This window comes from Paenibacillus vulneris, assembly GCF_039543185.1.
Taxonomy (GTDB): Bacteria; Bacillota; Bacilli; order Paenibacillales; family NBRC-103111; genus Paenibacillus_S; species Paenibacillus_S vulneris.
This window is the reverse complement of sequence record NZ_BAABJG010000015.1, coordinates 737,131-762,099: the sequence shown is the minus strand read 5'-3', so window position 1 is coordinate 762,099 and position 24,969 is coordinate 737,131. Positions and strand designations below refer to the sequence as shown.

19 protein-coding genes are annotated in these 24,969 nt (G+C 49.2%); 16 read left to right on the top strand and 3 right to left on the bottom strand.

The window, feature by feature from the left end; all coding sequences use genetic code 11:
• From ABEA66_RS16990 to ABEA66_RS16955, 8 genes are all read left to right on the top strand, one after another.
• Positions 1–207 (top strand): hypothetical protein, encoded by a 207-nt coding sequence (locus ABEA66_RS16990; protein ID WP_345589145.1) that lies wholly within the window; start codon positions 1–3, stop codon positions 205–207.
• Positions 204–506: a spore coat protein gene (locus tag ABEA66_RS16985; protein ID WP_079911721.1), complete on the top strand. Its 303-nt coding sequence runs from the start codon at positions 204–206 to the stop codon at positions 504–506. The genes ABEA66_RS16990 and ABEA66_RS16985 overlap by 4 nt, the downstream gene beginning before the upstream one ends.
• Before the next feature lie 245 nt (positions 507–751).
• Positions 752–3,220, top strand: coding sequence for a hypothetical protein (locus ABEA66_RS16980; protein WP_345589142.1), 2,469 nt, complete (start codon positions 752–754; stop codon positions 3,218–3,220).
• A gap of 51 nt (positions 3,221–3,271) precedes the next feature.
• The gene (locus ABEA66_RS16975; RefSeq protein ID WP_345589140.1) at positions 3,272–8,194 is read left to right on the top strand and encodes a pectinesterase family protein; all 4,923 of its coding nucleotides are present in this window, start codon (positions 3,272–3,274) and stop codon (positions 8,192–8,194) included.
• Positions 8,195–8,266: 72 nt separating this feature from the next.
• Positions 8,267–10,132 carry an S-layer homology domain-containing protein gene (locus ABEA66_RS16970; protein WP_345589138.1) on the top strand — a complete coding sequence of 622 codons (1,866 nt, stop codon included), beginning with the start codon at positions 8,267–8,269 and terminating at the stop codon, positions 10,130–10,132.
• 132 nt (positions 10,133–10,264) lie between these two features.
• Positions 10,265–10,927, top strand: coding sequence for a class I SAM-dependent methyltransferase (locus ABEA66_RS16965; protein WP_345589136.1), 663 nt, complete (start codon positions 10,265–10,267; stop codon positions 10,925–10,927).
• Between the two features lie 48 nt (positions 10,928–10,975).
• Entirely contained in the window at positions 10,976–11,596 is a 621-nt protein-coding gene (locus tag ABEA66_RS16960) for a hypothetical protein (protein ID WP_345589134.1), read from the top strand.
• Positions 11,597–11,617: 21 nt separating this feature from the next.
• Positions 11,618–12,142: a hypothetical protein gene (locus ABEA66_RS16955; RefSeq protein WP_345589132.1), complete on the top strand. Its 525-nt coding sequence runs from the start codon at positions 11,618–11,620 to the stop codon at positions 12,140–12,142.
• On the opposite strand, the gene ABEA66_RS36355 is transcribed toward ABEA66_RS16955, so the two are convergent.
• Entirely contained in the window at positions 12,100–12,279 is a 180-nt protein-coding gene (locus ABEA66_RS36355) for a type 2 periplasmic-binding domain-containing protein (RefSeq protein ID WP_377768455.1), read from the bottom strand. The genes ABEA66_RS16955 and ABEA66_RS36355 overlap by 43 nt on opposite strands.
• Before the next feature lie 702 nt (positions 12,280–12,981).
• Here ABEA66_RS36355 and ABEA66_RS16945 point away from each other — a divergent pair.
• From ABEA66_RS16945 to ABEA66_RS16920, 6 genes are all read left to right on the top strand, one after another.
• Complete coding sequence (locus ABEA66_RS16945) at positions 12,982–14,592, top strand: extracellular solute-binding protein (protein WP_192702470.1); 1,611 nt, start codon at positions 12,982–12,984, stop codon at positions 14,590–14,592.
• A 94-nt stretch (positions 14,593–14,686) separates the two neighbouring features.
• Positions 14,687–15,643: an ABC transporter permease gene (locus tag ABEA66_RS16940; RefSeq protein WP_079911928.1), complete on the top strand. Its 957-nt coding sequence runs from the start codon at positions 14,687–14,689 to the stop codon at positions 15,641–15,643.
• Between the two features lie 16 nt (positions 15,644–15,659).
• Complete coding sequence (locus ABEA66_RS16935) at positions 15,660–16,538, top strand: carbohydrate ABC transporter permease (RefSeq protein WP_345589129.1); 879 nt, start codon at positions 15,660–15,662, stop codon at positions 16,536–16,538.
• A 75-nt stretch (positions 16,539–16,613) separates the two neighbouring features.
• Positions 16,614–18,929 carry a helix-turn-helix domain-containing protein gene (locus tag ABEA66_RS16930; RefSeq protein WP_345589127.1) on the top strand — a complete coding sequence of 772 codons (2,316 nt, stop codon included), beginning with the start codon at positions 16,614–16,616 and terminating at the stop codon, positions 18,927–18,929.
• Positions 18,930–19,101: 172 nt separating this feature from the next.
• Positions 19,102–19,701: a histidine phosphatase family protein gene (locus ABEA66_RS16925; protein WP_345589125.1), complete on the top strand. Its 600-nt coding sequence runs from the start codon at positions 19,102–19,104 to the stop codon at positions 19,699–19,701.
• A 120-nt stretch (positions 19,702–19,821) separates the two neighbouring features.
• Positions 19,822–20,901, top strand: a complete 1,080-nt coding sequence (locus tag ABEA66_RS16920) for a P1 family peptidase (protein ID WP_345589123.1) — start codon at positions 19,822–19,824, stop codon at positions 20,899–20,901.
• A gap of 104 nt (positions 20,902–21,005) precedes the next feature.
• Here ABEA66_RS16920 and ABEA66_RS16915 read toward each other — a convergent pair whose 3' ends face one another.
• Both ABEA66_RS16915 and ABEA66_RS16910 read right to left on the bottom strand, forming a co-directional pair.
• Complete coding sequence (locus ABEA66_RS16915; RefSeq protein ID WP_225948132.1) at positions 21,006–21,293, bottom strand: transporter; 288 nt, start codon at positions 21,291–21,293, stop codon at positions 21,006–21,008.
• A gap of 134 nt (positions 21,294–21,427) precedes the next feature.
• On the bottom strand, positions 21,428–22,378 hold the full coding sequence (locus ABEA66_RS16910; RefSeq protein WP_345589119.1) for a helix-turn-helix domain-containing protein: 951 nt from the start codon (positions 22,376–22,378) through the stop codon (positions 21,428–21,430).
• A 179-nt stretch (positions 22,379–22,557) separates the two neighbouring features.
• Here ABEA66_RS16910 and kdgD point away from each other — a divergent pair, with 179 nt between their 5' ends.
• Positions 22,558–23,499 carry a 5-dehydro-4-deoxyglucarate dehydratase gene (gene kdgD / locus ABEA66_RS16905; protein ID WP_377739474.1) on the top strand — a complete coding sequence of 314 codons (942 nt, stop codon included), beginning with the start codon at positions 22,558–22,560 and terminating at the stop codon, positions 23,497–23,499.
• Positions 23,496–24,962 (top strand): alpha-ketoglutaric semialdehyde dehydrogenase GucD, encoded by a 1,467-nt coding sequence (gene gucD / locus ABEA66_RS16900; protein WP_345589114.1) that lies wholly within the window; start codon positions 23,496–23,498, stop codon positions 24,960–24,962. The genes kdgD and gucD overlap by 4 nt, the downstream gene beginning before the upstream one ends.
• Positions 24,963–24,969 lie beyond the last annotated feature (7 nt).

Here is a 24,969-nt window from a genome sequence, read left to right as displayed (position 1 = left end):
ATGAAGCCCTATGCATTACATGAAACCTTGGAGGTTCACGAAATTGCTGCATTCAAAACCGTCTGCCTGACAAAATCAAAAATGATGCAAGCCCTGGTCTCAGACCCGCAGCTTGGAACCATTTTGCAGCAAGATGTCGCCACGACTACGAGGCATCTTCAGGAACTTGAAGCTATATTAAACAGCAGCAAGGAGGCGCTGCAATGAATCCTGTGCTGGAATATTTAACAGGCATGACTCATTTAACGGATGAAGTGGTCGCCATGGACTTTCTGAATACCGCCAAAAGCGGTGTCCGTAACTACGCGATGGCCGTAACCGAATGTGTCTCGCCTGAAATCAAGACAATCTTAACCCGGCAATTAGAGGACGCTATCGACACCCATGAGAAAATTTCGGATTATTTGATCGGGAAAGGGCTGTATCACCCTCATCTCCTTAATGAACAAGTCCGTCTGGATCTGCAAAACATTCAGACAGCCTTGAAGGTTCCATCATTGGGATAAGACGAATGGAATATAGATCAACTAAAGCCGATGCGGCCTTCGGGTGCTCGGCCTTTTTCGTGTTAGGGTGATCGTATTTCCCTATGAAAATGAAAGACTCAGCCTACTATGGAATGAAAGTTTTGGATTATGATCATCATGAAACGGCTGTTTTTAAGGAGCTAATGAAAGGAGGCCTTGTTTACCCCTATTATGTAATCGTTTACATAAAAGAAGTATTTTAAGATTTTGGAGGTGTACTCATTTTGCGGGCATGGATATCAAAGCTGTTATGCTGCGCTTTACTTCTTCAGCCGTTAGCGGCAGGAGTGTTCGCGCCGAAGCAGACTGCCGCAGCCGCAGTCAATGATGGAGAGGTTACTCTCCTGGAAGAAGATTTCTCGACCGCTTTGGAAGGGCTCCCTGCCAACCAGCTGGGATTCGATTATTCTGCGCTTCCTGCAGGCGCATCGAGCGATGCCGTGATTGAAGAGGAGCCTACGACGAAGCAAAAAGCGCTTCATCTGTCCGTCAATCATGCCGGAGAAAGCCCCTTTCTGATCAGCAAGACGTTCGGTGAGAGCAAGACCGGAACTATCAGGGCTGAAATCACCTTTATGCAGCCTGGTACTTCCAAGAAGCAGGATCAGCTGCTGCAGCTGTATAACTCCGGAGTCGGTACAAGCAGCAAGTATTTGGTCATCGGGGGACTGGACCCGGGGAAGGGAGCCGTCTATTGGACGGATACCGCTCCGGCTGATTTGAAAGCCTCGTACCAGCTGAACCAATGGCATACGATGAAACTGGAGGTCAATACTCAGAACAAACGGTTTAGTCTGTGGCTGGACGGCGTACCGATTCGAGCGAGAGAAAAGGCAAACCTATTTTCGGCGAACGATGAGAAAAATGCGAACGCATTTAATTTTAAAAAGCTGGTGATCGGAACTCCTGCCGGCGACGGCGAGGTCTATATCCGAAGCGTCAAGGTCACTCATACTCCGATCAAAGCGCCGGACGCCCCGCAAATCGCTTATTGGGTAGGACGCAACAATCAATCCATTGCCATGTGGATCTATCCTGACACGGCCGCAACCAAATATTCCATCAAAATTAAAGCCAGGGAAGAAGATCCGTGGTATACAACCTCCACGTATACCGGCACTCCGACGAGCTATCCGTTCCTGGCATCGCCTTCCGCATCGAACGAATGGGATTATACTTTGAACAAAGCCGTCAAGATCACGCTTGGAAAACCCTATATTATCGGTGTCTCAGCCATAACGAGGGATGAGGTTGCCAAGGTGGATATTGAAGGAGAGATCACGCAATTTGAGGCGATAGCCTATGAGGTCACTCCCGTAGCAACTCCTGAAGACAGCATTTTTGACAAGGTTCTTGCTTATGAAAATTATAATGCTCACCGATGGTCTGTCCAATCAGGCTTACATCCGGGAGATGAACCGTTTGCCGACAGGGCATCCCCACTCAAAATCGTATCGATACCCGATAAATACCGTGAAGCGGATTGGATCAAAACCCACGTCGATACAATGAAATACAGCGGACCCTATCCGCAAATAGCGACGTTTTCCGTTCGGGACCAAACGGACGTTTATGTAGCTATGGATCAGCGGGAAACATCGCCTAATTGGTTGAAAGAAGGCGAGGGGTGGACCGATACGGGGGAGGTTATCCAGTTAGCGGATCCGGCCCTTTCGTACACGTTTAAAATCTATAAAAAGCTATACGGGGTTAAAGATGAGGTTAAAATGCCGTGGAACAATTATACCGAATACAACAGCGGCAAAAACGCGGGCTACTTCGTGTTCGCAGAACGGGTACCGACGGATTTGAAGCTGGACCCGGTGAAGGCCTATACGAACGTTCCGAGCTATACCATCTCCGGAACCGTTTCATCCAACGTGTATTCCGGAACGGTAGCTTCCTCTGTTTATAACAGCGTCTACAGCGGTTCCGTCACTTTATCGGTATATCAGAACAAAATGCCTGTATACAGCAGCCTTTTGACCCAAGATCAGTACAAGGTTGATGTAAAGCTGGTGTCGGGCGCGAATCTGATCGAGGTGTATGCGCAGCGGCCTAATGCCACGTTATTCGATAGGGTTTCTGCGGTTGTCCATTATGACCAGGTTTCGCCGGAATTCCGAATCGATGCACCGCCGCCATGGGTTAGAGATGCCGAGTATGCGCTGCGCGGATCTATAAATAAAGATGCACTTGTCACTATAAAATTAAACGGTGCCGTTGTGGCGGACTCCACTGCCCAGGCAGGGAATGTGCCGTTTACATACCCGCTTAAGCTAATGGAGGGCGCTAACACCATTGAAGTGTCCGCAGCAGATATTGCAGGCAACCTAAGCACGGTTAACTTTGTCATTAACTACGAGTATTGGATCGGGGAGCCGGAAACGGTCACTCTCGACGGCAAATTCATCGATACCGTTAAGCCGTCCGAGGATGCGCTGGCTCGAAAGCAGATCTCGAACCCTACCGCGACCCTGAAGCATGTCACGTTATGGTTTGTGCTTTACGATAGCCATAATGCGATGGTCGATTACTCCAGCGTAGATGCCGACATTGAACCGGGACAAACCAAAACATTGCAGGTCGGCTTCCGACTGCCTTCCCAAACGAGCGGCTATAAGGTCAAAGCATTCGTATGGGATAGCCTGACGGGTATGAAGCCTTATTCGGGCGTTAAAGAGCTGGAATAACAATCGGGCTAAAGTAATGTTCTTCTATGTAAAATTCAGGGAGGTTACGATATGAAGCATGCCCTGCGAGTAGGGCTGTGCCTTTTGCTCAGCTTGAATCTTATGCCGATAAGCTTTTTTACCGGTCCTTCAGAAGCGCTGGCTGCCGTACAAGCTGTTCCGCCCTTGGAACAGCCGAAGGCGCTTCAAGCAATACCTGGCAATAACCAAGTTGCATTATCATGGGATGCCGTTACGGATGCCGCAGCTTATCAAATCAAGCGCAGTACGGTGAACGGGGGGCCCTATGACATCATCCAAAGCAACTACACAGCAACAAGCTTCACGGATCTGACTGTAAAGAACGGCCTTGTCTATTTTTATGTGGTCACGGCAACTAACGGTTCCGCGGAAAGTATGATTTCCAATCAGGTGAAGGCATCGCCTTATGCGCCGATTGCCGGTGCTCCGGAGCCGCCAGGGGATTTTGCAGCAACGGCATATAACGGCAGTGTAGAATTGTCTTGGTCCAAAGTGACCGGAGCGGTCGGCTACAGCCTCAAAAGAAGCAGCACCAGCGGTGGACCTTATACGACGATAGCTGCCAACCTGACTTCTCCAACCTTTAAGGATAAGGTTATTGAAGGAGATGCCTCCTCCATTCGCAATGGAGAAACCTACTATTATATTGTAACGGCCTCCAATGATAAAGGGGAAAGCCAGCCGGCGAAAGAGATTGCTGTGTCTCCGGCCAAAGTGATTTCGGTAGCGCAGGATGGCAGCGGCGATTTTACCAATGTCAAGGACGCGATTGCTTCTATCGACCCTAAGAACACGAAGCGTACCGTCGTCTTTATTAAGAAGGGGACATACACCGAAAATGTCGTTATTACGCCGCCTTATGTCAGCCTGGTAGGGGAAGGAACCGGACAATCCAAGATTACAAGCAACAAATCGAATGCGACGAACCCGAATCAGGCAATCTCCGCAGCGACAGTCATAGTCCAAGGGGATCATTTCTCGGCCACGAATCTGACGATTGAAAATAGCGCCAAGCCTTCCGACGGTCAAGCCGTTGCGCTGGCTGTCCAAGCCGATCAAGCGGTGCTGGAAAATGTTCAGCTCCTTGGTTACCAGGATACGCTGTATGCGGGCATTCGGGCTGAAAGCCCCCGAATCGGCAGGCAATATTACCGCAACAGCACGATTGTCGGACGCACTGACTTTATTTATGGCCCGGCAAGCGCTGCCGTATTCGATCATGTAGACGCTGTCAGTATTAACAAGTCGGACAGCGGCGGAGTCTTGACGGCAGCGGCGACTAAGAATGAAACCGATCCGGGGCTTGTGTTTATAAACTCCCGGTTGTTGAAGGACAGCAGCACACAAGGAAAGCATTTTCTGGGCAGACCATGGCAGGATAAGCCGATTGTGCGGTTTATCAATACCTATATGGATGATCATATTGATCCAGCCGGCTGGACCACGATGCAAGTCGATCCGTATTCGTTCACGGAATACAACAGCAGCGGTCCGGGAGCAAGTCCTGCCACCAGGGTCATGGGAACCCAAATGTCGGCGCAGGAAGCGAGTGAGCTGACGATTCCCCGGATGTTTGATGGCTGGGACCCGACCCAATCCGTTATTATTCCGGGCATGTTTCCTGATTTAAAGGCATTTGCGGCACCTGCCATGCCGGACGGGCAGAACGGAGCCTATACCAAGCCTGTGCTCATCTATTTGGAGCAAAATGGGGAGCTCCCGGAAGAAGGCAGGGTTCAATACCGGGTGAATGAGGGGGAATGGAAAGCATATGCCGCTGAATTTGAAGTCGGTGGGCAAGGCGATAACGTCATTCAGTACCGCTATTTCGATAAAGCGGGCAATGCGAGTGCCGTCCAGTCCATTCGTGTAACTGTGGATCCGAATGCCGTAGCTCGGGTTCCGGCCTTCCCTGGTGCCGAAGGGGCAGCGATGTACGCCAAAGGCGGCCGGGGCGGACAAGTATACGAAGTTACGACTCTGGAGGATTATGACACCAAAGCGGGAGAAGCTCCGATTCCCGGCTCGCTTCGCGATGCGGTTAGCGCAGGCAATAGAACGGTTGTATTCCGCGTCTCGGGAACCATTCATCTGAAGCGGGAGCTGGATATTACCGTGGGCAATATCACAATAGCAGGGCAGACAGCTCCTGGAGACGGCATCGCGGTTAGCGGGTACATGGTCAAATTTGGCAACAATAATGTGGGGACCGATCAGATTATCCGATATATCCGATTCCGCAACGGAATTAACGTGCTGAGCGATACCGCAGATATTACGGGCAACAATATTATCATCGATCATTGCTCATTCAGCTGGAGCTCCGATGAAACGTTCTCGGTCAAAAACCGCAAAAATTTCACGGTGCAGTGGAGTATTATCAGCGACAGCTTGAACCTTTCCATTCATGGCAAAGGCGCGCACGGATATGGGGGGATTTGGGGCGGAACGAACGCCACATACCATCATAATCTTCTGGCCAGCCACAACAGCAGAAATCCGCGGTTTGACCGGCAAACCGATCCGGATAATTATCCGACCAAGATTGATTACCGGAACAATGTCGTCTATAACTGGGGCAACAACTCTGCTTATGGCGGAGAGCAGGCCGTAGGCATCAATATGATCAACAATTATTATAAGCCGGGTCCCAGCACCTTTGACGGGGTAAAAAGCCGAATTGTCGCTCCTTCCGGCGAAGCGAACAGCGGTACCTGGTACATTGACGGCAATGTTGTGGAAGGGGCGCCGGATGTCTCCGCCAATAACTGGGTGACCAATTCGCAAGGCCAATGGAAGGCCATCAATCCACAAGGGCCTATCGTTCGCAAGTATAAGCCTATCCTGATTCCGGATGCGACCGATCCCATAGGAGGTCCTGTCACTACGGATACGGCTGAAGCGGCGTATGAGAAAGTACTGGAAAGCGCAGGGGCGTCTCTGCCAAAAAGGGATTCGTTGGATGCGAGGATTGTGGACGATGTGAGAAACGGCACAGGCCGGATCATTAATACGATCCAGAGCGATGGAGGATTGCCTGAGCTTCTCCCGGCGGCACCTCCGTTGGACAGTGACCATGACGGGATTCCGGATGATTGGGAGGTTGCACATGGGCTTAACCCCGCTAATGGTTCGGATGGGGCGGGACTAGATGCGAACGGATATACTTACTTGGAGAACTATATCAATTCCCTGGTCGTTCCTGTTACGCCGAATCCGATTGTTCAAACGACAGGGATTCGTATGCACCAAGCCTTCAAAGAGGGGGACATCATCACCCTTGGTGCGGAAGCATCAGCTGAGAGCGGCGTTGCCCAGGTTATCTTCTATTCCGGCAGTCAGGAAATCGGCCGGGTTCAGAACGCTCCGTTCACGCTGGAGTGGAAGCAAGCCCCCAAGGGAGAGCACTATATTTATTCCAAGGCAATTGATAATACGGGAAGAATGACCCTTTCGTCCGTTATCATTATTTACGTCAATGGTGCGGGAGAGATCACACCTTGGGTTTCCAGCGACATAGGCTCCGTCACTATTGAGGGGAGCGCCAGTCAGGTAGGGAATGATTTCTCGGTCAAAGGGGCAGGAGTCATCGGCGGCAGCACGGATTCCTTCCATTATACTTATCAGCCGGTTGAAGGCAATTTCGAGATGATCGCTTATGTTGACTTTGACTCGGAAATCGATGATTTGACCAAATCGGGACTCATGGTAAGAGCCAGTCTTGCCGATAATGCGCCGGCTGCGGCGATTTTCCTGACCCCGGATACGGATGAAAATGCACCGACCGGAAGGAAAGCTCTCTTCATGAACCGTTTGGCAGCAGGGGCGAAATACAGCTCGAAAGCGGCAGCCTCCAGCAGCCTGAAGGCACCTTTCTGGTTGAAGCTTGTCAGAACGGACAATACCATTACCGGTTATGTGTCTACCGATCGGGTCAACTGGGGGATCGTTAATTCCGCCGTCCTGGAGCTTGAGGACCAAGCCTATATCGGAATGGCGGTGGATGCGCCGAAATCTACGAGCAACTCCGATTACTTGGCCGCAGCCAAATTCAACGACGTACAGCTGCATCGTTCCGCAAAGTTCCTCCTTCATAACCCGAGTACGGCTGCCGTTGAGATTCCTTCCTATACCGTCGAGGGAACTATGGTAGATGGAGCCAATTTGGATATCAGCCTTAACGGTACAACGGTCATCCAATCGGTATACCATGAAGCAGGAAGCCTGTTCTCGCATGACCTGCAGCTGACGGAAGGCTTGAATACCATTACCATCTCGGTGCATAGCGAAGCCTCCGGCGACGTGATCAACTCAAAAACGATTTCCGTCACCTATAACAAATCGGCCATTGTATTCCAGCCGACTTCAACCGTTCCGGCAGTCGTCCATGTCCCAGCCTATGAGCTGTCCGTTACGGCGAATCGGGGAGCTGCAGCTGTTGTGTCTCTGAACGGCTCGGTGCTAATGGAGAATGTAACCATAACGCCGGGCATTCCTCTGCACATTCCTTTGACGCTGCAAGAAGGAGCCAATGATATTGTGATTACCGGCAAAGACGAGTATGGGAACACGGGCACTAGCACCTTCCGGATGACTTATAACCCTAATTGGGGGTCCGGGATGTTCACCATACAAAAGACAGAGCTGCATGATCTAGGAGGCAATTTGATTTACAGTCTTAATGGCGTCAGGGATGTTATGGTCAAAGCTACGCTGGCCAGCAACTCCAAGGTCAGTCAGAATGGAGTGGTAGTCATTGCGCTGTTCGATTCACAGGATCGGATGACCCGATATGCATTGACCGAACAAACCATTTCCGGAGGCGCAACTACTCAAGCAAGTGCGCTGCTCAGGCTGCCAGAGAATGTATCGGAAGGCTACAAGCTGAAGGTATTCGTGTGGGATCAAACATCGAGCAGGAATGTGATCTCCAATGTAGTCTCGATTCCATAGTCGAACATGGGGATAGGGGAATAAGCGGGCTTAAGCTGCAGCATTCCCCTGCATCCCAAAGGAGGAGTAAGTTTGAAACAATCCACGGTGCTATTGCTCGTGCTGTTATTATGCTTTAGTATGGTGTCTCCAGCTGCAGCGGCACCTTCCTCTGCGGTCAACGCTTCATATGATAGCTCTAGCGGCCAGGTCCAAATAACAGGAAGCATGGGGACGCCTCCGGGCAGCCTGGTAACGGTACAAGTTCGGAATCCGAATGACGTACTCGATTATTTGGATCAAGGAACGATTGGTCCGGACGGCCGTTATTCCTTTGTCTATACACTGAAACAAAGAGTCAATGGGAACTATCTTGTCAAGGTAAGCGGTGAAAATGTGTCGAGCATTGCAACGGCTGCGTTTTATGTAAGTCCGCTGGAAGCCCCAAGTGTATCAGCCGTGTTTGACTACGGAACTCGCAGTGTCATCATTTCCGGTACGTCGGGGACTATAGAGGGCAATCCTGTACATGTCGAGCTTCGAAACCCGAACCAGGTCGTGGAATATTCCGATCAAAGCGCGACTGGAGCTAAAGGTGCTTACTACTTCAAGTACACCTTGAGCCAATTGTTGAATGGCATCTATACCGTCAAGGTATGGGGACAGGACAGCAGCCTGTCTCAATCCGCTACGTTTGCCGTTCAGCTGGGAGGCAGCTCCAGACGGCCATCGTCATCCGGCTCGGCTTCCGCTCCGGTGATTCCGCAGCTGCCTCCGAATCCGGAAATCTCTACGGAGAAGGGGCTGACCTTGCCGCTGAAGGTCCAATTGGATCCACTCTCCGGCGCGGCACTGGCGCAGTTAACGGATGAATTGTATAACGATGCTCTAAAGAAAGCCCAGTCTGGTGAGCAGCGCAGTATCACCCTTGAGCTGGAAAAAGCGGAAGGAGCCCAGAGCTATGAGCTGTCTATTCCGGTTGCCTATTTTATAAGCAAGCCGAATATGGACTTCATTATCGTTACCGAGCTGGGTACGATCCGGATTCCTTCTCATATGCTGTCGAATAGGTCTTTAAATGAAGCACAGAAGATTGGTCTAAGGATTGGGAAAGGCACTGCGAATACACTGCCTGAATCTGTACAGAAAGAGGTTGGAGATCGGCCGATAGTTCAACTGGATATCCGGGTTGACGGGCAAATCGTCCCCTTCAATAACCCGGATGCAGCCGTATTGGTTGCCATTCCATATCGTGCTGCTGGTGAGGAGCTTACCCATGCAGAGCATCTCACTGTGTGGCATATCGATCCGCAGGGTAGCATAGAGCCGGTTCCGACGGCCCAATATGTGGCCTCTAAGGAGCAGATCATGTTTAAAACGACTCATTTCAGTTCCTTTGCGGTGGCTTACGTATTCAAAAGCTTCGAGGATCTTGAAACCGTACCTTGGGCTAAGGAAGCCATTGAAATAATGGCGTCCAAGGGAGTGATAAACGGCATATCGGAGAAGGAATTTGATCCGGGCACCAGGGTTACCAGAGCGGATTTTATCCTTTTATTAACAAGGGCTATGGGATTCAATGCCTCGGCTTCCGCCCAATTTCACGATGTGACCCTGGATGATTATTATCATCATGCAGTAGGGGTGGCCAAAGCTCTTGGATTAGCGGAAGGGCGAGAGGATGGGAAATTTTATCCGAGGGAGCCTATCTCACGGCAAGATATGATGGTGCTTATCAGCCGCGCTTTGCATAAAGCTGGGAAAACACTGCCCTCAAGTTCAGAGGAGGACTTGGCCGCTTTTGCGGACCGTTCACAAGTATCGTCTTATGCTATAGGTGATCTTGCGGCAATGGTCAAGGCCGGTGTGGTCGAGGGTGACGGAAGCAGGCTGAATCCGTTGGCTAATGCAACGAGGGCGGAAGCAGCCGTATTATTGTACCGAATTTATCATCAATAAGTTGTGTGTTCAAGCGTTCTCTCCGTTCGGGGAGAGCGCTATTTCACATTGTCTGATTTTTTGATGGCAAGGAGGATGTGAATGCAGCGTCGAATAAAGAAGAAACCATAAACGTGAAAAAGAGGTATTACTTTGAACAGAGCCAAACATCAATTTAACAAAGTTGCGGTAGAGTATGATTTTGTGAATACGTTATTAAATGATTATTCCTTTTTTATATCCAATCTCCCCGCGCAAAGAGGACGTGCATTAGATGTTGGCTGCGGCTCAGGTATTTTAGTTCATGAATTGTCATCTCATTTTGAAGAGGTCATTGGTATTGATATTTCTGACGAAATGCTTGAGATAGCTAAAGCGAAGCGTCAGCGTTCCAATATAAGCTACTTGAATATGGATGCAGAACATTTTACCTTCGATAGCGGATTTGATTTCATTGTGAGCAGAACCACCTTCCACCACCTAAATCATATACCAAGTGTCATTAACAATATGAAAGGCTTGCTGAATGATGGTGGAAAGCTTGTCATTCTTGACAATGTGTCAGAGAGAGAAACTCCACCAGCTTACGTGTATGTTATTGGAGCGTTACTTGAGTTTATTCCCCATCTTCGCAAATTCGGGTTGAGAAACGCCATCAGAATTTTCAAGCATAACACTTCCAAGTCCTGGCTTGAACATTTAGCATCGGACAAGTATCTATCCGAAAAACAATATTACGACTTATATGGGAAGCTATTGCCGAATTGCCGTTTTCAAAAAATGGGTTGGGCAATGGGTGTTGTGTGGGAAAAATAAAAATTCACCTACTCATTACGGTAGGGTCGTGGGGAGGAAATGCTTTTTATGAGCCTGGAAACAGCGGCCAAACAGATCGATGAGCTTGCTATACGAGATCAAGATGGTTCTATTAATCGATTGATACTATCCTTATCAAGCTCTGATCAGCTATCCATTCATGGGCTGCTAGACCCTGGAACGCTGGAGTATATAACGATGAACAGGGGGCGATTTACTTTTGATGATGATGTGAAAGAGCATATCGTATGGGCTTGTTACCGGAATCAGGAATGGTCGGATGCGTTATTGCTCAAGCTGATCAAAGAGTATAAACAAGATCCGTATATTGCTTTGGAAAGTATAATCATAAATGCAGTTACCAGAGATCAAGCGACCAAGGAACAAATCGATTTGATTCAACAGCATGGTCCGGATAACGGCGAGCTGCGACGGCAAATCTATTTTTGGTCTGTACGAAACCAATTAAAGACACGACAGATATTGAATAACCCAGAGATTCAGACACTCCAAAGACTAAGAGGCTATGATCTGTTAGTTCGAGCATTAGATGAACGTTTGATTAATGAGGCAGATTTGGAGCTCTTTCAAAAACCCGAAGCGGGTGAAAGGGATAGAAAACAGAAAGAAAAGCTTTATATGAAAGCGATTGGATATAAGGGTTCATAAGCGCTAAAGGAGAGTGATAAGATGGGAAATTGTGTATCATTACCTGACCAGCATAATTCATTGGAAGATTTGCATATGTCCAATGGTCTCACCTCGGTATTTCTTGAAATGCTTGTATTAAGCGGGTCATTGTTGGCAGTGACAGACCGGGAAAAAGAATTCATCATTTGGTTAGCTCAACGGGATCAGTCCATTGTAGGTATTGGAACAGTTGGGTTTAGTTTGGAGGAGATGCCATGGTTAATTCGTGATTTCAATCGGATGAAACTATTTATGTTGAAAGCCATCGAGGGAGCAATAAACAAAATTAAGTGGGAGGTTCTCGACTATAAACCTAATGAAGAAATGGTAGTTAGATGCTTACATCGATTCAAAGAACTGATACGAGCATTCAGCGTGGATGATGTTATCGAAAATCATTATTGGGAATGGAGTGAGATTGATGATAACGACCCAATTCCTGCCATACCTGAAGGTCATCCTATGTGCCCAACCCATTCCATTTATTTGTCTTGCCATGGATGCCTTATATGTAATTCGATGTAAAGGATTGAAACGAATTGACTGCCATTCTCCTTGTATAATAGTTGGGAAACGATGCGCTTGTCATGTACAGGGGTTATCGTCAACGCAAGGTCGATCTCGTTATTATGCAACCGTTCCGAAACATTGTCTGCGCTGATGATTCGGACCTGAACTTCGGGATATGCCTCATGAAATTCCGGAAGAAGCCGCCTGGGTAAATCAAAGCAACCTCGGGCTCTTTGTGCTGTGCTATACCTGTGGTAGTATGCGAGTCGACGGCATCCCAGAGGGGTCGGACAGATTCTTCAGGTACCCCATAATTGCGTGAATACGCGGAGGGTAATGTGTTCCACAACCATGTATCGAAGCAATTCTGCGGCTCGATCAGCCCGACTTGAAAATAGACTATACCTTAGAACAGGGATAATCATGCGCCATACAACATAATCATGAAATGATTTTTTTACAGATAACGGCATTCAGCCTTAAGCAGTTCCTATGTATGAAGGAGGCTGTTTCCGATAAAAAGCTGCCGATTGTACTTGCACATTTTCCCAGAACCTGTGCGTGCGCTATGACATTTCATACCTCTGATGCATGGAGTGCAGGCCATACCTTAATATCGGTTAGCCGATGTTAAAAACGGATTATTGCCAATGTTAAGGTTGGATTATCATTGGTTAAATTGAATGGTTTCCATGTGACGCAATCTTTGCAAAAATAAACATAAGCGAAATCGTCGGTACGCAGCGATCGGCATTCTTGGTCTGACGCTATCCTCGATATCATTTACACCATCGCGTGAAGCCGGCTGCTTTCGCCAAACTTTTGCTTTTATTTGAAGGAGGTAAAAGGGGTATATGAAAAAGACCAGCGGTAAAAAATGGGCTGCTGCAGGGGCATCGGCTCTATTGACCCTATCGGTCGTTGCAGGATGCAGCGGCTCGAGCCCGGCAAAACAAGGCACAGATAAGAAAGAAGGACAAGAGCCCCCTAAATTGCAAGCGCTTACCTATTGGGTTGGTCTTGCAAGCAACGTTGCTGCAACATTAAAGAGCTTTGGCGATATGACGGTGTACCAGGAGCTGCAGAAGCGTACCGGGGTCAATGTGACATTCCAGCATCCCCCTGTAGGGCAGGAGAAGGATCAGTTCAATTTAATGATTACCGGTAAAGATCTGCCTGATGTCATCGAATATGGCTGGACGGGATATCCCGGCGGTCCGGAAAAAGCGATCAAGGACAAAAAAATTATTAAGCTGAACGATATTATTGCTAACCATGCTCCGAATCTAAAGAAAATTCTGGATGCCAACCCGGATTGGAAAAAGCAGGTTATGACGGATGAAGGCAGCATTTATGGCTTTCCGTTCTTGCGCGGCGACGATTATTTGCTGGTCAGTAACGGCATAGCACTCCGCAAAGACTGGCTGGATAAGCTCAACCTGAAGATGCCGGAAACTATTGACGAGTGGTATACCACCTTGACCGCGATCAAGAAGAGCGACTTGAACGGCAATGGAAAAGCGGATGAAATCCCGTTGCTGATAAGCAAAAACGATATGGGAGGTTCCGTTGCTTTTCTCGGTTCGTTCGGCGTCAATTACGATTTCTACCATGTGGATGGCAAGGTGAGCTACGGGCCTATCCAGCCTGAATATAAGCAGTTCCTGACTGTGATGAATAAATGGTACAAGGAAGGGCTGCTGGATCCGGATTTTGCCGTGACGGACAGCAAGCTGAAGGATGCGAAGGTGACAGGAAATCAGCTGTTCGCGACAGTCATGAGCACCGGCTCCGGTATCGGTAACTATACATCGCTTGTCAAGAACAAAATTCCTGATTTCAAGCTGGTAGCCGCGCCTTTCCCTGTCGTAAACAAAGGGGATAAGAAGCTATGGAGCGCAAGAACCTACAACTTCTCCGGAGGGGTGGCCGCTGCGATCTCAACCTCGAACAAGAACCCGGAGGCTACGGCCAAATGGCTTGACTATGCTTACAGCGACGAAGGCAAGATGCTGTTTAACTTTGGAGTCGATGGCGTTTCTTATAAAATGGTCAACGGTTACCCGACTTACCTGGACGACATCATGAATCCGAAGGATATGTCCATGGCCCAGGCTATGGCCCGTCATGTCCGCGCCAATTTCAATGGTCCGTTCGTACAAGACAAACGATATATGGAGCAATATGCCGCTTTGCCTGAGCAGAAGGATTCGATCAAGATCTGGTCGGAGCCGACCGATGAAAGAAAGCTGCCTCCGGTTACACCGACTTCGGATGAGAGCAGCAAGTTCGCCTCCATCATGAACGATGTCAACACGTTCAAGGACGAAATGTTCAACAAGTTCATTATGGGAGCAGAGCCTCTGGATAATTTCGATAAGTACGTAAAAACCATTGAAGGCATGGGCATCCAGGAAGCTATCAAAATTGAACAGGCAGCATTGGAAAGATACAAGAAGAGATAATGCTTCTTCATGGTTCGTTGAAGGGAAACAGGGGAGATGACCCGTTCATCTCCCTATCCTATAGAAAGAGGAGGAGGGATGCCGTATGGAAACGATGAAAGCCGCCGAGGGGGCCATTAGCAAGTCCGCCCGTTCCAGGCAGAGCCTGTGGATCACGATTGGACGCGATCTTAAGCGCAACAAGCTTTTGTATTTAATGGTTTTGCCCGTCATTGCATATTACGTTATCTTTGATTACGGCCCGATGTACGGACTGCAAATCGCATTTAAAGACTATAGTCCCGGAGACGGCATCTGGGGCAGCTCGTGGGTCGGGTTCCAGCATTTCATTGATTTCTTCAATAGCTATTATTTCTGGAGGCTGATTCGTAATACGTTGCTGATCAACGTGTATGAGCTGATCTTCGGTTTTCCTGCACCGATCATCCTCGCGCTTTTGCTTAACGAATTGCGCAGGCAATATTTTAAGCGAATCGTTCAGACCATTACCTATTTGCCGCATTTTATATCCGTTGTCGTCGTTGTCGGCATGCTGGTGGATTTTTTGGCGAGAGACGGGATTGTGAACCAATTGGCTGCCTTCTTCGGGGTGGCTTCCAAGTCTTATCTGTCCGAGCCGGAGTGGTTTCGCTTTATTTATGTGTCGTCCGGCATTTGGCAGCAGGTCGGATGGGGCTCCATCATTTATTTGGCGGCGCTGTCGAATATCGATCCCACCTTGTATGAAGCTGCCAAGGTCGACGGAGCGGGCCGCTGGAAGCAAATGATTCACATCACCATTCCAGGCATTATGCCTACCATCATCATTTTGTTAATACTGAAGATGGGGTCGATGATGTCCGTCGGCAGCGAGAAAATTTTGTTGATGTACAATCCGCTGACCTACGATACAGCCGACGTCATTTCCACCTTCGTCTACCGCAAGGGGATACTGGAAGCAAGCTACAGCTACACGACAGCCGTAGGTCTGTTTAACGCCGTTATTGCTTTTTCCCTGCTTATCCTCTCCAACAGCATAAGCAAGCGGGTAAGCGAGACTAAACTATGGTAATGGGGGGAACAGCAGAATGGACAAACCGACTCTCGGCGAAAAAACGTTTGACGTTTTGAACGCATTTTTTATGATTGTACTATGTTTTTTGACGCTGTATCCGTTTTTGTTCGTCGCATTTTCTTCCCTAAGTGATCCCGGGCTGCTGGCACAGCACCGCGGCTTGCTATGGAAACCATACGGGTTTAGTCTCGATGCCTACAAAGCCGTTTTTGCGAACCCGAACATTTTGAGCGGTTACCGCAATACCCTGTTTTATGTCATTGTCGGAACCATTTTCAATCTGATCATGACGGCGCTCGGAGCGTATTTTCTTTCGAGAAGAAATGTATTTTTTAAGAACGCGGTCATGTTTATGATTGTGGTCACGATGTTTTTTCAGGGAGGACTTATTCCCACGTACCTTCTGGTCAGCAATCTGGGTCTTGTAGACACTCCATGGGCGATGATTATTCCCGGGGCCATCAATACATGGAATTTAATCATCATGCGGACCTCGTTCCAGGCGGTGCCGGTTAGTCTCGAAGAATCGGCGAAGATCGACGGGGCAAGCGAATGGACCGTGTTGTGGCGAATTATTCTGCCGTTGTCGATTCCCGTCATGGCCGTCATGGTCTTGTTTTATGCCGTAGCTCACTGGAACGCATGGTTCAATGCGATGATTTATTTGCGGGACCGCGATCTGTATCCGCTGCAGCTGATCCTGCGGGAAATTCTAATTACGAACAGCACGGACAACATGATGGTGGACGCGTCGGGCGTGGACAAAATGCCGATCGGAGAAGCGATCAAATACGCAACGATCATGGTTGCAACCATTCCTATCCTGGTGCTGTATCCTTTCTTGCAAAAATATTTCGTCAAGGGGGTAATGATCGGAGCGCTGAAGGAATAAAAGCCGGGAAGCAGGAAAACGGGACCCACTTCCAGAATAAGATAGATACGGAGAACGAATCGGGAGAGGTGGGGTATGGTGCGAATCAAAAGCATATCTCGTGGGAGTGCCTTCACAACTCTTTTATTGTCTTATCTGGCCGTTTTTCTGCTTCCTATTGCATTAGGATCGATTCTATACACGAAAACCAATACGATTATGACCGATAATGCGAATCGGGCGAATTATGCCATGCTAGAGCAGCTCCGTCAAGTCATGGACAGCAAGCTCAGGGATGTCCAGCTTATGTCCCAGCAAATCGCGCTGAACCCCCGCCTGCAATGGCTTATGAATAATGCGGAGACGGCGGACTCTGCCGATGCGTACAAATTCGTGGAATTCGTCTCGGAGCATATGTCGCGTTACCAAAATGTAAGCGATCTCATTCAAGGCTACTACGTTTATCTTGGGGTGAATGATACGGTCTTGATGCCGACAGCCAAAACTTCGGCGGACGTGCTCTATGAACGGTTGTACCGGCCGGTGGGAACCAGCTTTGAAGCCTGGCGCAACGGGCTGATCAGCAGTCCGCATTACCAGGACTTTATCCCGGTCACCTATGATACGCCCACCGGCACGCTGGATACCATTACGTATGTCCAGACATTGCCGCTTGGCGAGCCGAGCGATATCCGCGGAGCGCTTGTTATTTTGCTGGATGTGAATCAAATTCGCAGCATGCTGTCCAAAGTCGAATCAGCATACCAAAGCTCGGTATTCATCCTGGACCGGAAAGACCGTCTGATGATCGGAAACGATCGTCAAGCCCTGCCCTGGGACCAAATCCGTGACGTCGTCCAGTACAAAGGCGTACCTTACGAGTATAAGGACCATGGCAAGGAGATGATGCTGTCTTATACCGCCTCGGAACAAAATGGCTGGAAATACGTCCATATCATGCCCAAGAATGTGTATCTGGAGCGGGTCTATACGCTGAGAAATTGGATGATCACATTGCTCTTGATCTGTCTGGCCGGCGGCGGAGCGGCGATCTGGTTCTGGCTGCACCGCAATTACACACCGCTGCGTAACGTAGTACGCGTGCTGCAGAACGGGAAGCCGCTGCGAACGAAGCAGCCGTCCAATGAGTATGAGTTTATTCGGGAAACCATTCAAATGACCATGGATGAAGAGCGTGAGCTTCGGAAGACATTGTCCCGCCAAACCCCGGTCATCCAGGCAAGCTTTCTGTCTCGTTTTATTCGGGGGCATGTTGACGTAAGCCGAATGACCGATGAATCGCTTGCGTTTATGAATATCCGGTTTATTTCCGATTTATTTGCCGTGATTTTAATCGACATCGCCGATATCAGCCGGTTTAGTGCGGATTCGTCGGAACGGCAGTGGGCTTTGATTCGTTTTATTATTTCCAACATAGGCAACGATTTGATTCGCGAGAGAGAATGGGGGTATGCGGTGGAGCTGGACCAGCACCGTGTAGCCCTGCTTGTCAACTTCTCGGAAGCGCGAAGAGCAGAAGCGGACCAGGCGCTCGACGATATCGCAGCCAGGCTCAAGCAGATGATGGAGGAACGGTTTCATACGTATATCACCCTCGCCACAGGGAATATGCATGAAGGGACGGAGCACGCATGCGAATCCTACTTCGAAGCGCTCAGTGCGCTGGATTATAAAATGTACAGGGGCCACAGTTCCATTATCCGCTACAGGGAAATTTCGGACACGGACGGTCACTATTATTACCCAATCGAAACGGAGATTCAGCTTATCAACTTCACCAAAAGCGGCGACAAAGAGAATGTCAGCAGGCTTATCGACAATCTGTTTCATGCGCACTTCAGCCAGCGGCGGATCTCTCCTGAACTGGGAAGGAATTTCTTTATTAATATGGTCAGCACCTTATGGAAAATCATGAATCCGATGGAGCCGCTGTATCACGAGGTATTCGGCGAAGGGTTCGATCCGCTGAAGGAATTATCCTCGTGCACGACCGTGGAGGAGATGAAGCTCAAGATCAGAGAGTGGTATCTCGCTCTGTGCCAGCATTTGAATGCGGGACGCAGTCATCACGGCCGACAGCTCTCAGAACGAATCACCCGCTATATCGAAGAGCACTATGGGGACGATATGCTCAGCTTGACGACCATTGCGGATCACTTTGGCTTAACGCCGCAATATTTATCCGCTTTTTTCAAGAAACAAACGGGAATGAACCTGACGGATTATTTAACGAGAGTCCGTATTGAGGAAGCCAAGAAGCTGATGAAGGATAAAAAGCTGACCTTTACGCAAATTGCGAACAAAGTCGGCTATGCCAGCGATATTGGGTTCATACGGGTATTTAAAAAGTATGAAGGAACGACTCCGGGCAAATACCGGGAGTCCTTATAAGGCGAACGTTATGAAACATGCGATAAGTCGAGATAGAAAAGCTTGAGAAATCAGGCTTTTATTTTTTTGCGGTTCGAGTGCTTAATTAGGGATTTCCAATATGTAGAGATGTGCTATAATTTAATTAGATAACAGTCTAATTAGATACTATTGCGCGGAAGGAGTTGGTTCCATGAGCACAACGATTTATCTGGTTCGACATGCAAAAAAGGAGAAGGGGATCGGGGATGTTCCTTTGACTTTTGAGGGAGTTAAGCAGGCGCAGATGACGGCAAGCCATTTTCGCAGTATGTCGATAACAAAGCTCCTATGCAGCCCGCTCGCAAGAGCCAAGCAAACCGCTCAATGTATTGCTGAGGGAATAATCCTACCGGTGATAGAGGATATTCGCTTACGGGAAAGAGCCAACTGGGGGGACTTGCCCGGGCAATCATTTGAGGAATTCGCAGCTATGTGGGATCATTGTACGAAGGATAGAGATTTTATCCCAGCGATTGGGGATTCGGCGAAGATCGCGGGTGAACGCCTAAGTTCATTTCTAGTAGAAATGTCCATTGAGTTTCCACAGGGTCCTATTATTGCGGTCACGCATGGAGGATTGATAACCGATTTCTTGGTGCATGTATGTTCTCAGATAGAGCTGAATCAATGGCATCCTCATTTTCTTAAAGAGCAGAGCAAGCTTGTGCCTGAGTGCTCCATTACCAAATTGATTTGTAGAGACGGGACCTTTCAGCTTGTTGATTTTGCAAACGTATCTCATTTGGAATAATTTTTTTCTAGCAGGATTGTTATTGGAAATTAGTGTGGACAAGGCGGAGACTCCCACCCTATGTGTTAAAATGGAGGCGGTAATATTGGCAATTCACCCTAGGAATGGAGAGAAGGACGAATGACCAAGCGGCGTTTTCGCGATTACGGCTTCTCTGTCGGCAAGCTGCCAATGGGAAGGCTTAACAGTATAACCGATGTGCCCGGCGTTGCCGTCGGACATGTGACTTTGAACAAGAATCTGGAGGGCAATTGCGTTAGGACGGGAGTGACAGCGATTTTACCGCATCCGGGGAATCCGTTTCGGGAAAAGGCAGTTGGCGCGGCCTATGTCATCAATGGCTTCGGCAAAACGACGGGACTGGTGCAGGTCAATGAGCTGGGAACGCTGGAATCCCCGATTATGCTGACCAATACGTTCAGTGTCCCTGCAGCGACGGAAGGCGCGCTGAAATTCATGATGGAGCTGGACGAGGGGATTGGCGGCCAGGATGGTTCGCTGAATGTCGTTACCGGCGAATGCAATGACAAGCTGTTAAATGATATGAGAGGCCTGCATGTGCGGCCCGAGCATGCTATGGAGGCTATTCGGCAAGCGAAAGCAGGGCAGCCTGTTGCGGAAGGAGCGGTCGGAGCCGGTACCGGCATGGTGTGCTTCGGGTATAAAGGCGGTATCGGCACCTCTTCCAGACAAATAACGGTAGACGGTATTGTTTATCATTTCGGGGTGTTGGTTCTCACCAATTATGGAAAGGGCGAGGACCTTACAATACTTGGAAAGCCGGTCGGGGCATTCCTTAATCAACCAATGATAGAACGCGGGAATAATGACGGTTCGATCATTATCGTGGTAGGTACTGACCTGCCGTTAGACTCCCGCCAGTTGCAAAGAATTGCTAAAAGGGCGGGCATCGGTCTGGCGCGAACAGGCTCCATTGCTCATCATGGCAGCGGGGACATCGTGATCGCATTCAGCAACGGCAGCCTTATACCGCATTCGCCGGATACGGGGTTCATCACTTTGAAATGCATTCGCGAAGACGGGCCGCTGATGTCCGAATGTTTTCGCGCAGCTGCAGACGCAACGGAGGAAGCGATCTATAACTCCTTATTCATGTCGGAAACGACAACAGGCCGTGGAGGGAGTGTGGTTCGCTCGCTGCCTGTTGAGGACGTGCTGGCTTATCTCCGTTCAAGGTGAACACCTGAAGCGTGAATCCATTCATAATACAAAAGTCAAAAAGTCCTCCTTGATGCCGAAATGCGCATGAAGGGGGACTTTTCTTTTGAAATTGCACGCACATGTCAGTAAAGGGTAGGAATTGGCGGACATGCGACAGCATCGATCAACCTTGGATCTATCCCGTAAAACATCCAAAAGGCGCCGTTCCATCTATAGCCGGAAATTTCGCCGTATTCCACGCGGGTAGGATAGAACCAAAATTGGTCCCCATTAAGCAGCCAAACATAGGTGTACTCATGAATACAGTCGATTACATACGAAACAGAAGGCTTTGGGGGAATGTACGCGGGCGGAGGTGATTGCGGCTGCCTCATCAATCCCTGGGTGCTCCACAGCGGTGTATACATCATGGTAATCCTCTCCCTTTAATCGAATAACAGAATCCATTCACTTCTTTAAAGTACGTAGGTGAATGACTATATGTTTGTGCGAATGCCCATATCATCTTTTTGAATCGTACAGCATGGCACTTCACGATTTAGATTTAAGACAAGCTTCGGTTGACAGCCGCTTGCAAGTAACGATGCAGCAAGCTAAAGTCCATCTCATTGCTTCGGACGGCCTTGCGGAATTTGGCTGGTGTAATGTTCATCAGGTCGGAGAACACCCTGCTGAAATAATGTACCGTTTCGAAACCGACCTCCGCAGAGATATCCTCCATGTTGATGTCGGTATAGACTAGCAGATAGGCGGCTCTTTTGATGCGTTCATTGCGAATCCACGAAGGAAACGTAAGCCCGAGCTGCTCGGACAGAAGACGGGATAGCTGCCTCTCCGATAAGTGAATTTCCTGAGCCAATTCCTTAAGCGTCAATTTCCGGGAAAGATGGCTGAGCATATAATCTTTCGCTTCCTTTAGCGCACCCGAATAAACAGGCTCGGCTTCCTGCTCTGCCGTAACCGTGCCGCCGTGCCGGGAGAACATGGACAGAGCTGTCAGGAGCAGTGAGTGGGCGAGCTTTTCGGCAGCTAATGGATGATCGACGGTTTCTCCTGAGCAATAAGCAATGAGCGCTTTCCAGGTCAGTACAGGGGCGGATTGCTCCGCATCGGCTATAAACAAATGATGAAACTGGTTCAGCTTATCGAAACTGCTTATTACATCTGGATCGGAAGCTTCCTCTAAAACATCAAAGGCGACGAACAGCAGCAGCATGCCGGACTCGCTTACGATATGATGGGAGCTGTTAGGCTTGGAGCAGTACAGAGTTCCTTTATGAAGGGGATAGGTAATGCCGTTATGTACATAAGATCCGGAGCCATCTGCTACATAGCAAATTTCAAAAAATGAATGGGCATGAGGCGTATTGCCGTGATGACTTGGTTTGCCTCCCCAATAGTGTATAAAGAAGGAGGCGGGGGGACCCTGAAGTCTCGTAACATGCTCGTTTAAATATAGACTGCTTTTTTGGCATGAGGCTGTGCTAGGGACCATGCGCTTCCTCCTTTTATATTGTTTCCTTGGAATTCTATATGAAAGGGTTTTCCCAACGGCCTCATTATATCACGAAAAGTGCAAAAATAAGGCGTGATTTTGAAAAGACTTCCGCCCTCCCAGCCCCTATACTGAAAATGAATAAACGAGGAAAAAGGAAGGGCGGATAGACAATGAACATGAACCATAGCTCCAAAAAAGTACCTACCGGTATACTAGGCTTTCCGGTTGCACCGATGGATCAAAGCGGGAAACTGGACGAGAAGGCCTTTGAACAAAATGTAGAATTTCTGCTTCAAGAGGGACTCTCTGCAATTTTCGTAGCTTGCGGCTCCGGAGAATTTCATGCTCTGTCCCATCAGGATTACCGGCTCATGGTTGAGACAGCGCTTTCGGCTGCCCGAGGGAGGGTCCCTGTATATACCGGCGTAGGCGGCAACATCACTCATGCGATAGAGCTGGCCAAGCTGTCTGAGGAGCTGGGCGCGGACGGCTATCTGATCCTTCCTCCTTATTTGATTGATGCGGAGCAGGAGGGGCTGTACCGGTATTTAAGCGCCATTATCGGGAGCACGGAGCTGAACGCTATTGTATATCAGCGGGATAACTGTATCCTGACGTTAAGTACACTGGAACGGCTGCTCGAGCACCCTCAGCTGGTCGGGTTGAAGGATGGGCACGGGAATATGGATCTGAATATTGAACTGACACAGACCATAGGCAGCCGATTGGCTTGGCTGAACGGAATGCCCATGGCCGAGGTGACGATGCCGGCTTATGTGAATTTGGGCTTCAGCGCCTATTCGTCGGCCATATCGAACTATATTCCGCATATTTCACGCCTGTTTTATAACGCGCTGCTAAATGGCAATCAGCCCATGCTGAATGATCTGTACCGTCATGTTATTTTGCCAATCAATGCGATCCGCCGTCAAAGAAAAGGTTATGCGGTAGCCCTGATCAAAGCCGGCATGCAAATCGTCGGACTGCCTGTTGGGACTGATGTTCGCCCTCCGATTATCTCTGTGGAAGAGGAGCATTACCGAAAGCTGGAGGAAATCATTAAGGTAGCGTTCGACCGGTTCCCTGAGCCTAGGAAGGAGGTTAACCCCCAAGCATGAGCACATCACAGGCTAGTCCGACTTATTTGAATTTTATTGGCGGGAAGTGGATTCCCTCCCATACAGGGGAAATAGATGCCAGCCTAAACCCGGCCCGTAAACACGAAGTGGTTGGGTATGTACAGCAATCCTCGCTGGAGGATCTCAATCAGGCTGTACAGGCTGCGGCTGATGCTCAAAAGGCGTGGAGGCAATTGGCTGGAAGCGTTAGAGGAGATTATCTGTACAAAGCCGCGTCCCTTTTAGAGCAAAGGCTAGATGAGGTAGCGACGGCGATGACCAAGGAAATGGGCAAGACGTTCACTGAAGCCAAAGGCGAAACGGCCCGCGGGGCAGCTATTCTTCGCTATTATGCGGGCGAGGGGATGCGCCCTGTTGGAGATGTGATTCCATCCACGGATAGTGAAGCCCTCATGTTCACGACCCGAGTGCCGTTAGGCGTAGTAGGTATTATTACACCTTGGAATTTCCCGGTCGCGATTCCGCTATGGAAGATGGCGCCCGCCCTAGTCTACGGCAATACGGTAGTCATCAAGCCTGCGTCGGAGACGGGGGTGACCTGCTCCCTGCTGATGGAATGCTTCGAGGAAGCAGGTTTGCCTCCCGGTGTCGTCAATATGGTAACCGGCTCCGGCAGCGTTATCGGCCGAGGCATCGCGGAGCATTCTGGAATCCAGGGAATATCGTTCACCGGCTCCAATTCGGTTGGCAAATCGATAGGTCAGGCTGCACTTGCCCGCGGAGCGAAATATCAGCTTGAAATGGGCGGCAAAAATCCGGTGATCGTAGCGGAGGACGCTAACCTTGAGCTGGCAGTGGAGGCTACGGTGAGCGGCGGCCTTCGCTCCACAGGACAAAAATGTACGGCTACGAGCCGGGTTATCGTACATGAGGAAATCTATGAACAGTTCAAGCGGCTGCTTTTGAATCGGATCAAGGAGATCCGGGTCGGGGATGGCATGCTTGATGGGGTGTGGATGGGACCTTGCGCAAATGAACGGCAGCATCGAACGGTTCTTGCTTATATCCGTAAGGGAATTGAAGAGGGAGCGAAGCTGCTGTGCGGCGGGGGACAGACCCAAGCCGATGATTTCGCCGGCGGTTACTTTATTGAACCTACAGTATTCGAGAATGTCACTGCTAACATGACGATTGCCCGGGAGGAGATCTTTGGCCCTGTGCTTGCCCTGATGAAGGTTGAGAGTATCGAAGAAGCACTGCAGTTGGCTAATGACGCCGAATTCGGGCTTAGCGCATCCATATTTACGTCGAATATCGGGTCCATGCTTCAGTTTATTCAAGAGATGGACGCCGGCCTTGTACGAATCAACGCGGAAAGTGCCGGGGTGGAACTTCAGGCTCCGTTCGGCGGCATGAAGCAGTCGAGCTCTCATTCCCGCGAGCAGGGACGTGCGGCGATCGAGTTTTTTACGGCAGTCAAAACCGTGTTCGTCAAATCATGACGAGGAG

Excerpts from the sequence above, each read along its gene's own strand:
- ABEA66_RS16990 (WP_345589145.1), top strand. The coding sequence starts at position 1 with ATGAAGCCCTATGCATTACATGAAACCTTGGAGGTTCACGAAATTGCT.
- ABEA66_RS16985 (WP_079911721.1), top strand. The coding sequence starts at position 204 with ATGAATCCTGTGCTGGAATATTTAACAGGCATGACTCATTTAACGGAT.
- ABEA66_RS16975 (WP_345589140.1), top strand. The coding sequence starts at position 3,272 with ATGAAGCATGCCCTGCGAGTAGGGCTGTGCCTTTTGCTCAGCTTGAAT.
- ABEA66_RS16960 (WP_345589134.1), top strand. The coding sequence starts at position 10,976 with ATGAGCCTGGAAACAGCGGCCAAACAGATCGATGAGCTTGCTATACGA.
- ABEA66_RS16955 (WP_345589132.1), top strand. The coding sequence starts at position 11,618 with ATGGGAAATTGTGTATCATTACCTGACCAGCATAATTCATTGGAAGAT.
- ABEA66_RS16945 (WP_192702470.1), top strand. The coding sequence starts at position 12,982 with ATGAAAAAGACCAGCGGTAAAAAATGGGCTGCTGCAGGGGCATCGGCT.
- ABEA66_RS16940 (WP_079911928.1), top strand. The coding sequence starts at position 14,687 with ATGAAAGCCGCCGAGGGGGCCATTAGCAAGTCCGCCCGTTCCAGGCAG.
- ABEA66_RS16935 (WP_345589129.1), top strand. The coding sequence starts at position 15,660 with ATGGACAAACCGACTCTCGGCGAAAAAACGTTTGACGTTTTGAACGCA.
- ABEA66_RS16930 (WP_345589127.1), top strand. The coding sequence starts at position 16,614 with ATGGTGCGAATCAAAAGCATATCTCGTGGGAGTGCCTTCACAACTCTT.
- ABEA66_RS16925 (WP_345589125.1), top strand. The coding sequence starts at position 19,102 with ATGAGCACAACGATTTATCTGGTTCGACATGCAAAAAAGGAGAAGGGG.
- ABEA66_RS16920 (WP_345589123.1), top strand. The coding sequence starts at position 19,822 with ATGACCAAGCGGCGTTTTCGCGATTACGGCTTCTCTGTCGGCAAGCTG.
- ABEA66_RS16915 (WP_225948132.1), bottom strand. The coding sequence starts at position 21,293 with ATGATGTATACACCGCTGTGGAGCACCCAGGGATTGATGAGGCAGCCG.
- ABEA66_RS16910 (WP_345589119.1), bottom strand. The coding sequence starts at position 22,378 with ATGGTCCCTAGCACAGCCTCATGCCAAAAAAGCAGTCTATATTTAAAC.
- kdgD (WP_377739474.1), top strand. The coding sequence starts at position 22,558 with ATGAACCATAGCTCCAAAAAAGTACCTACCGGTATACTAGGCTTTCCG.
- gucD (WP_345589114.1), top strand. The coding sequence starts at position 23,496 with ATGAGCACATCACAGGCTAGTCCGACTTATTTGAATTTTATTGGCGGG.